Raw genomic sequence first — 8,091 nt, 5'->3', positions numbered from 1 at the left:
GTCCGCGCGGGACGAAGGCAGGAGCGCGGACCGGCCCCGCCACCCCCGGCGCTGCTTCACAGAGCGGGAAGGCATGTGGGGCCGGCTCTGTCTTGAGAGGTCAGGCCTCAGGAGCGACTACGGATCACCACATGCCCGCCCGCTTATGGCGCCATTAGGAGCGCAGGCCCGGCCGGGGGCCGGGCCGCGCGCGGAGAGCGGAGCGAGCCGCCTTGGACCAGTAGAGAAAGTTGTAACTCAGTCTGAGGCGAGGGGCTGTTGAGCCTCCTCCCGGACGCGGATGCTGGTCTCCGACTCATCCCGGAGCTGGTGGTTGCTGGTGCGGAACTCGTCCAAGAGCTCGAAGAACATCTCCATGCCGGGCCTGCCTAGTCGCTCCGCGTCACGTTCGATCTCCGTTGCCCACCCGAGGGAGGAATGGCGGCCCAGGCGCTGCCACAGCCACTCGGAGAAGTCGCCCTGGGTGCCGGGGTTCCAGAAGTCGAAGGGCTCCGCGATGTCATGGATGCCCAAAGCAACCCGGTAGCCGATCAGTATGGAGTTCAGATGCTGCAAGGAGCTGCTGTGAACCCACATACCTGGTCGGAGCCGTACTTGCTCCAGGAAGTCGTACACATCGGCAAGTTCTCCGAGCTGCCTGGGCCTGCGCCTTGTCCCGCCCGTCTCCTTCATGCAAGCACCCTAATCAGGGTTGTCCGGGGGCAAGGACCCTGCGAGGGGCTTGAAGGCGTATGCGCAGGGTGGGAGTTGAACGTCTTGTCGATGAGCTAGCGCAAGGAAGACCACGGGCCGGATCGTCCACGTGATGCGAGTGCTGGCCTGGGTGACTGACACCGCGCAGGGTTCGAAGCGGAGCAGTGCTCGTCGGGTTTCGGCGCGGCCGTTGTGGAGCCAGGCCCAGACCTCGTCCGAGGCGTCCGGGTCGAGTGCCGGTGAGATGGTGCGCAGGGCGATCGCGACCCATCTGTCTGCCTGGGGTGCGGAGTAGGCGTCGAAGGATGCCCGGAGTGCCGGCCACTGCATGTCGTCGGTGAGGTCCTCGGTCCAGCACTCGCACCAGAAGCCTCGCCGGGGCTTGTCCATCAGCACGGGTGGCCTCCCCGCCGGGCATTCACGAAGAGTTCCGCGGTAACCGTGTAGCCGTCGCCCGTGCCCTGGACGGCGACCCTGTGGGCGAGGGCGCTGACCATGCCCAGGCCCCGGCCGTGCTCGGCGTCCTGGTCCTTGTGCTCGACTTTCGGGGCGCCGCCTCCTCCGTTGTCCGTGACCGACAGTGCGATGACCTGTGGTGCCACAGCCAAGGCCAGGTGAAAGCTTCCGTGCTCCCCGCCGCTGCTCGTGTGGAGTAGGGCGTTCGTGCTCAGCTCGCTCACGATCAGGGCTGCGTCGTCGGCCAGGGGCGAGCCGCGCAGGATGTCTCTCGTCCAGCGGCGGGCCCGGCTGACCTCTTCCGGAAATCCTGGGCAAGTCAGTCCCCAGACTCGGACTCGACTCGTATACTCGTGCATACAAGTTCCTTCGTGCTGGTAGGCCGCATGTGCAGCGGGTTCGGGCTAGACGAGTTTCACGCCGTCGTGGGCGCGGACGGCCGGCGGGGTCATCGCGTCGAGTGCGTCCAGGACGCGGATCGCGTAGGCCTCGTCGGCCAGGTCGGTGACTTCTTCGCGGGTGGCCCAGCGCAGGGCGCGGGTCTCGTCGCCGGTCGTGGGCGTGCCGTCGGCGGCCTCGCAGCGGAAGACCAGGGAGACGATCAAGCCCGTCATGTTCTTGTAGACACCGGTCAGGGTCGCCGGAACGGCGATCTTGATACCGGTTTCTTCGAGGACCTCGCGTTGCAGGGCCTCAGGGATGGTCTCCTCGCGTTCGAGGACACCGCCCGGCGGCTCCCACTTGCCGTTGTCACGGCGCTGGATCAGGAGGGCACGACCCTGGGCGTCGACGACGACCCCGGCGACGCTCACGGAGTGCGGGCGTTCTGTGCTCACGTTCCTCGGCCCTCCCGGATGGCTAGGCTCTCCACCGTAGCAACTCCACTCGCCCACTCGTCTAGATACCTAAAGGAGTACACACAGTGAGCCCTCTTTCTTCGGGCCTCCTCGGCGACCTCGACCCCACGAGCGATCGTGCGGTCTTCCGGCAGATCGCCGACCAACTGCGCGAGGCGATCGACCGTGGGCGATTCCGCGAGGGCGAGAAACTGCCCTCCGAAGCGGAACTGGTCGAGCACTACGGCGTCTCCCGGATGACCGTCCGCAACTCCTTCTCCGTCCTCACCGGCGAGGGCCTGGTCCACGCCGAACACGGCAAGGGCGTCTTCGTTAGGCCCCGCCCGCCCGTGCGGCGCCTGGCCTCCGACCGGTTCGCCCGCCGCCACCGCGAACAGGGCAAGTCCGCATTCATCGTGGAAGCCGACGCGGCCGGCAGCCATCCCCAGGTCGACAGCCTTGAGGTCAAGGAAGAAAAGGCCAGCCAGGACATCTCCACCCGGCTCGGCTCCGTACGGCGCGTGCTCGCCCGACGCCGCCGGTACCTGCTGGACGGGCGGCCCGTGGAGTTCGCCACCTCCTACCTCCCCCTCGACATCGCCCGCGGCACCCAGATCGCCAAACCCAACCCCGGCCCCGGCGGCATCTACGCCCGCCTCGAAGAGCTCGGCCACCACCTCGACCACTTCGAGGAAGAGATCCGCGCCCGGATGCCCTCGCCCACCGAGGTCAAGACACTCCACCTCGCGGCCGGCGTGCCCGTGATCCACCTGATCCGCACCGCCTTCGACACCGAGGGGCGAGCGGTCGAAGTGTGCGACACGGTCATGGCGGCGGACGCCTACGTGCTCTCGTACCAGCTCCCGGCAACCTGATCGCATGACGGGCGGGAGTGCGGTGCTAGGGGGTGGGCTGATCCGTGGCTTCGACGATCGGGGCGGCGAGCATGGCGCCGATGTTGTTCCACATGAAGCCGTCCTTCCAGTCCGGCTTGTCGGCCGCCCAGTCGAGGAGGGCCTGACGGGCCTTGTCCTGGGAGGCGGTCAGGGTTTGGTGATGCTCTGCTGCGACGCCGTCCCGGTACTCCAGTTGGTAGGTGTTGTTGTCGCGGTACAGCACCTGGATGTACCAGTCGCCCTCGCGGTCCTCGTCCTGCCGTTCGAGGATCAAGTGGTCACCCCGTCGCAGGTTCGCGAGCATCGTGCCTATCGCCGGCTTGGAGGGGCGCTTCACTGCGTGCCCTCGGTTGTTCGTCGCAATCAGCATGGGCAGAGCATGGCGGAAGGGTCTGACAGTGGTGGTTCTCGGGAAGTCTCCGCGGTCGTCCTGCTTGGGCAGTGTGGTCGTTCTTCCGAACTCGTACACCCCAACACGCTTACTCGTATAGACGAGTGGGCAAGTTGTGTGACAGGGTGATCCGTCGTGAGCCCGGGAGATCGGGTGGACCCAGGACGAGACGCTCGACTTCCTCGCGGCCTCCCGCAAGGACCCGCTCTATGCGGCCTTCGTCCTCGCGATCGCCACGGGCCTGCGCAGGGGAGAGATCGTCGGCCTCCGCTGGTCTGACCTTGCCCTCGACAATCGCGTCCCTTACGTCCGCCATCAGGTCCAGCGCCGCCCTGGCGTCCTGTACGACGAAGACCCCAGGAGCCGCCGTCGTCGTGCCGTCCCGCTGCCTGCCCTCTGCATCGCGCCCCTGCGCTGGCACCGGATGAGGCAAGCAGCCGCCCGGACCAAGGAGGGGGAGAGGTGGCAGGACTCGGACCACGTCTTCGCCACCCACACCGGCCACCCCGTCGAGCCGCGCAACCTCTACCGCTCCTTCACCCGCGTCGCCGAGTCCGCCGGCCTCCGCGTCATCCGGCTGCACGACGCCCGCCACGGCACCGCCACTCTCCTCACGGCGGCCGGGTCGCGCCCCGCGTCGTGATGGAGATCCTCGGCCACTCTCAGATCAGCATCACCATGGACGTGTATACGCACGTCGTGCAGGACACCCAGCGCGAAGCCATGAGCCACATGGACCGGCTACTCAGGAACAGGAAGAGGCGCCCCGGTCGGGACTGACCGCCCCTGTTGACGTCAAAACTGGATGTCAAAGGCCCCGGACCATGATCGGTCCGGGGCCTTTTGCCTGGTCCCCCCGGCAGGATTCGAACCTGCGACACCTGCTTTAGGAGAGACCCTATTGATCACCCTGTCTGTCCTGGTCTTTCCCTGGCTCCACTGTTCCTGCTGGTCAGTGCGATGGAGTCTTCCGGCTTCTTCCGGCCCTTCCCTGTCTTTACTCGGCCTTCCGTTCCCATGACGTTCCCATGAGGGGCCGCAGGGGCTCCTGAAAACGGGGGGTGGGGAAGGCGGCAGAGGCCAGCCAGGGAGACCGAAGCGGTGAGCGCCGCAGACCCCTTGGGGCGGCAAACGCCCCGCTCCCATCAGGGCAGGTTCCAGGGGCTGTGGCTCTCCGCCGTCTACGCGACCCCGTACACAGTACGTCCGGCGGGAAGCTCTGGCACGGTGAGGCCGCGCGTCCTCTCACCAGCGCATGCCGAGGGCGTCGAGGTCGGCCTTCGTTCCGCGCTCAACTTCGCGGTCCTGCGGCGGCTGTCGGCCACGAGATGTACGGGTGCCGCGGTCGCCTGGCGGCGGCCCAGGGTGCCAGGCCGAGCTTCCGAAGTGCCGATCGTGCGGCATGGTGACCGCACATTCCGTGCACGCCTGCCCCCGGGGGTGTGGCTGCTGAGCAGAGGTAGATTCCCGGTATTCCGGTGGCGTAGGGGTCTGAGGCCAGGCGCGGGCGGAATGCCGTCTGTGCTGGTGAGTTGGCGCCTGTGAGAATGTCTCCGCCGATGTAGTTGGGGTTGTAGGCCTCGAGATCCGTCGGGGAGCGGGCAGTCAGGGCGATGACGTGGTCGCGCACTTTGGGAGCGTACTGCTCGATGCGGTCGAGGATGGCGTCGGTCGCATCGCCGTCGTAGCCGTGGGGAACGTGCGCGTAGGCCCAGACGGGATGGGTGTCGCCCACCGAGCGCGCGGGGTCGGCGACGTACTGCTGGCAGACGAGCACGAACGGACGGCGAGGCATCCGGCCGCTGGCGACCGCCTGTTCGGCGTCGGCGATCTGCTCTGCGGTTCCGCCGAGGTGGACGGTTCCCGCCGAGCGGCACACCTCGGCACTCCAGGGAATGCCGCCTTCGACCGCCAGGTCGATCTTGTATGCGGCGGGTCCGTGACGGTAGCGGGTGTACGCGCGTCGTACAGGGGCGGGTAGGCGTGCGCCGCACACGGCCGCTGCCGCGCGTGGGGTGAGGTCGAGGAGGACCGTCCGGGCAGGAGGCAGGTCGCGCAGGGAGTGCACGGGAGATCGCGTTTCGATGGTGCCGCCGAGTTCGATGAGGCGGGCGGCGAGCGCGTCGGTGATGGCCCGGGAGCCGCCGCGTGCCACGGGCCAGCCGTGCCGGTGTGCGGCAGCGGTGAGCATGAGGCCGATCGCGGAGCCGGCGGTGCCGGTCAGGGGGCGCATTGCGTGGGCGGCGGTCCCCGCGAACAGGGCCCGTGCCGCTTCTGTCTGCCATCGGCGGACGGTCCGCAGGGCGGAGGGAGCCGCCAGCAGGGCGAACTTGCCTGTCAGGACGGGATGTCGAGGCCCTCGCGCCAAGGGACGCATCAGGTCGTCAGCCAGTGCGTCGAAGCGAGTGGTCAGTGGCGCGAACAGGCGCTGCCAGGCGGGCCCGTCGGCACCCAGGTTCCGCACGGTGACGGCCAGGTCGCGGTGCAGCACCGCCGTGCGGCCGCCGTCGAGGGGGTGGGCGAGGTCGGTTGCGGCGTATCCCCAGCGGAGTCCGTGACGTTCGAGATCCAGGGTGCGCAAGTAGGGGGATGCGAGGGCCATGGGGTGGACGGCCGCGCAGTGGTCGTGCAGCAGGCCGGGCACGGTCAGTTCGCCGCTGCGGGTGCCACCGCCGATGGTGTCGGCGGCTTCCAGGACGGTGACGGTGAGGCCGGCCTGGGCGAGCGTGACGGCGCCGGCGAGGCCGTTGGGGCCTGCTCCCACGACGAAGGCGTCGGCGTTCACTTCAGGGTGTCCTTGGTGTGCTGGAACCAGCGCAGGTAGCCGGGGGTGGGAGAGCCGAGACCCGTGGCGTCGTCGTAACCGGGGCGGGCGTGGAGGCCGAAGTCGTGGCCGAGTGTGTAGAGAAGGTAGCGCTGTTCGCCGGTGGAGGTGTCGGTGTCGGGGCCTTCGTCGCGTACCACGGTCAAGGGTGGTGTCCCGGCTTTGGCCGGCTGATCGGTGATGTCGTGGAAGAGGTGCGCGCGGGGGAGGGCGTACAGGAGCGGGTTGGCGAAGCCGAGCCGGTGCCCGCAGGCCTGCTGCGCGTCGGCCTGGATGGCGGCGAAGGCAGGGGTGGCCGCTGATGTGCCGCCGAATCCGATGAGGTGGAAGGTTTCGGCGTCGGTGAGGCCGATCAGCACGGGCAGCGCACCGTCGCCTTCCAGCGACACGTCGGGGGTGGTGCGGTGTCCGGTGCTCCCCGGGACCCGGTCGTGCTGGTACCAGGGCTGTGGGAAGTCGCTCACACCCCCTCCGCCTCCGAAGGTGAAGACCCCGGGGACAGGTCCCCAGGCGGTGCCGTTGTCGGTGAGGATGGACAGCTCGTCGCCCATGCTGGTCTCCCACGCGTAGTCGCCGTGGCGGTCGAGGGCGAGGGTGGTGCCGCCCACCGAGGTGACCCACGGGGATCCGCTGGGGAAGTCGGCCTGGGCCTGGGTGGTCTTGGGGTCGCAGTTGACCCCGGTCTGAGCCGCGTCGGGTGAGGAGTCGCCGCAGTCGCCGGCCGCGAAGTAGACGCCGATCCCTTCGGCTGCGGCCTGCTCGAACAGCAGGTCCCACGCATCGATGAGGGCGGGTGTGAGGTGTCCGGGCTCGGAGTGGATGATCTCTGCCCACGAGTTGGAGATACCGTCCGCCCGGCGGCCGTCGATGACGTACGACTCAGCGTCCATCAGGTCGTTGTCGAGGCAGGAGTCGGCGCCGACGTAGAGGATGTCTGCGTCGGGGGCGAGGCCGTGGGCAAGGTCGATGTCGAGAGCCTGCTCGCCGGCCCAGGTGCCGGGGGGCGCGCACGCGTCGCTGACGTGCCAGTGGGCGGGGGTGACGTGCTGGCGGTACTGGTGTGGTCTGAAGGCGTGGTCGCCGGTGATCTTCGCGTAGCGGTCGGCATCGGCGGGCATGTCCGGGGACCCGTAGGCGTCCACGATGGCGATGGTGGAGCCGCGCCCGGTGGCGCCGCGGCCGGTACCAGCACCGTAGGCGTGGCGGAGCTGTGCGGGGGTGTAAGGGCAGGGCGCGTACGCGGGGGTCTTGCCGTAGGCCTGGGGGAATCCGGTGGCGGGTTTCTGCCCGAAGTGGCCCGAGCAGACCGCCCCGTCGGCGGCGACACCGAGGGCAGGGGTTGGGGTGGGGGTCGACAGGGGCCGGGCAGCGCCGGGGGTGGAGAGACCGGACACGCCGAGCAGGGTGGTGGCCAGGGAGGCGGGCACACTGAGGTCGTCGGCGGGAGCCGGGCTCGTGCCGCGGCCGGTGCGGTAGCGGTGCAGGCTCGCGCCGAAGGCCCGCCGCACGGCGTCGGCAGTGCCGGTGATCTTCACATAGTGGGTGGTGCGTTGGGTGACGGCGAGCCCGGAGGCGTGCAACCACGCGGCGACACCGGCGAGTTGTGCGGCCGTCGGGCCGAAGCGCCGCTGGTATGCCTGCGGGGTGAGGTAGTGCCGGTAGTGGGGGCTGTGCGGATCGCTGATGTCGCGCAGGAGGTCGATGAGGCCCTGAGGGTCACGGGAGTTGAGGTAGAGGCGGGCGCTGACATGCTGATCCCCGGCGATGGGCCCTGCGTCGGCGGCCGCGGTGGCGTATGCCGGCCGGGACCCGGCTAGGGGGTGGCGGTGGTCGGCGGAGTGGGCGGTGGCGAGGGGAGCCGCGCCCAGGAGTGCGGAACAGGCCGCCGCAGCAACGTAAGGGCGCAGGCGACGCCCAGGACGTATTCGGGCAAGGAAAGACAAGTACGGGTCCCTTCGGGACGAGGCGCTGGACGGCACGCGGAGCTGGGCAGGG

Annotated in this window: 8 protein-coding genes and 1 pseudogene; 2 read left to right on the top strand and 7 right to left on the bottom strand. The window is 69.1% G+C overall.

Going from position 1 to position 8,091, the window contains the following annotated elements; all coding sequences use genetic code 11:
* Positions 1–237: 237 nt before the first annotated feature.
* The 4 genes from ACIRQ9_RS15580 to ACIRQ9_RS15565 all read right to left on the bottom strand — a co-directional run bounded on the left by ACIRQ9_RS15580 (position 238) and on the right by ACIRQ9_RS15565 (position 1,961).
* Positions 238–555: a hypothetical protein gene (locus ACIRQ9_RS15580; RefSeq protein ID WP_404172303.1), complete on the bottom strand. Its 318-nt coding sequence runs from the start codon at positions 553–555 to the stop codon at positions 238–240.
* A gap of 126 nt (positions 556–681) precedes the next feature.
* Positions 682–1,089, bottom strand: a complete 408-nt coding sequence (locus ACIRQ9_RS15575; RefSeq protein ID WP_404172300.1) for a hypothetical protein — start codon at positions 1,087–1,089, stop codon at positions 682–684.
* Entirely contained in the window at positions 1,083–1,508 is a 426-nt protein-coding gene (locus ACIRQ9_RS15570; protein ID WP_404172297.1) for an ATP-binding protein, read from the bottom strand. The genes ACIRQ9_RS15575 and ACIRQ9_RS15570 overlap by 7 nt, the downstream gene beginning before the upstream one ends.
* Positions 1,509–1,553: 45 nt before the next feature.
* On the bottom strand, positions 1,554–1,961 hold the full coding sequence (locus ACIRQ9_RS15565) for an NUDIX hydrolase (RefSeq protein WP_404172484.1): 408 nt from the start codon (positions 1,959–1,961) through the stop codon (positions 1,554–1,556).
* Between the two features lie 110 nt (positions 1,962–2,071).
* Between ACIRQ9_RS15565 and ACIRQ9_RS15560 the strand changes: the two genes are divergently transcribed.
* The gene (locus tag ACIRQ9_RS15560; protein WP_404172294.1) at positions 2,072–2,860 is read left to right on the top strand and encodes a GntR family transcriptional regulator; all 789 of its coding nucleotides are present in this window, start codon (positions 2,072–2,074) and stop codon (positions 2,858–2,860) included.
* Between the two features lie 25 nt (positions 2,861–2,885).
* Here the strand turns inward: ACIRQ9_RS15560 and ACIRQ9_RS15555 are convergent, their stop codons facing one another.
* Positions 2,886–3,251 carry a hypothetical protein gene (locus tag ACIRQ9_RS15555; RefSeq protein ID WP_404172291.1) on the bottom strand — a complete coding sequence of 122 codons (366 nt, stop codon included), beginning with the start codon at positions 3,249–3,251 and terminating at the stop codon, positions 2,886–2,888.
* Positions 3,252–3,426: 175 nt separating this feature from the next.
* Here ACIRQ9_RS15555 and ACIRQ9_RS15550 point away from each other — a divergent pair.
* Positions 3,427–4,052, top strand: a pseudogene (locus ACIRQ9_RS15550) (tyrosine-type recombinase/integrase); the annotation flags it as partial.
* Between the two features lie 511 nt (positions 4,053–4,563).
* Here the strand turns inward: ACIRQ9_RS15550 and ACIRQ9_RS15545 are convergent.
* Both ACIRQ9_RS15545 and ACIRQ9_RS15540 read right to left on the bottom strand, forming a co-directional pair.
* A complete protein-coding gene (locus tag ACIRQ9_RS15545) occupies positions 4,564–6,057 on the bottom strand; it encodes a phytoene desaturase family protein (RefSeq protein WP_404172288.1) in 1,494 nt (497 codons plus the stop codon).
* On the bottom strand, positions 6,054–8,039 hold the full coding sequence (locus ACIRQ9_RS15540; RefSeq protein WP_404172285.1) for a protease pro-enzyme activation domain-containing protein: 1,986 nt from the start codon (positions 8,037–8,039) through the stop codon (positions 6,054–6,056). Before ACIRQ9_RS15540 ends, ACIRQ9_RS15545 begins: the two co-directional genes overlap by 4 nt.
* Positions 8,040–8,091 lie beyond the last annotated feature (52 nt).

The organism is Streptomyces sp. NPDC101237, from assembly GCF_044767465.1.
Lineage (GTDB): Bacteria > Actinomycetota > Actinomycetes > Streptomycetales > Streptomycetaceae > Streptomyces > Streptomyces gramineus.
Note: the sequence above shows the minus strand (reverse complement) of the source record. Positions and strands in the feature narration are given on the sequence as shown.

What these genes read in the sequence shown, in the direction of transcription:
- ACIRQ9_RS15570 (WP_404172297.1), bottom strand. Translation starts at nt 1,508, where the DNA reads ATGCACGAGTATACGAGTCGAGTCCGAGTCTGGGGACTGACTTGCCCA.
- ACIRQ9_RS15555 (WP_404172291.1), bottom strand. Translation starts at nt 3,251, where the DNA reads ATGCTGATTGCGACGAACAACCGAGGGCACGCAGTGAAGCGCCCCTCC.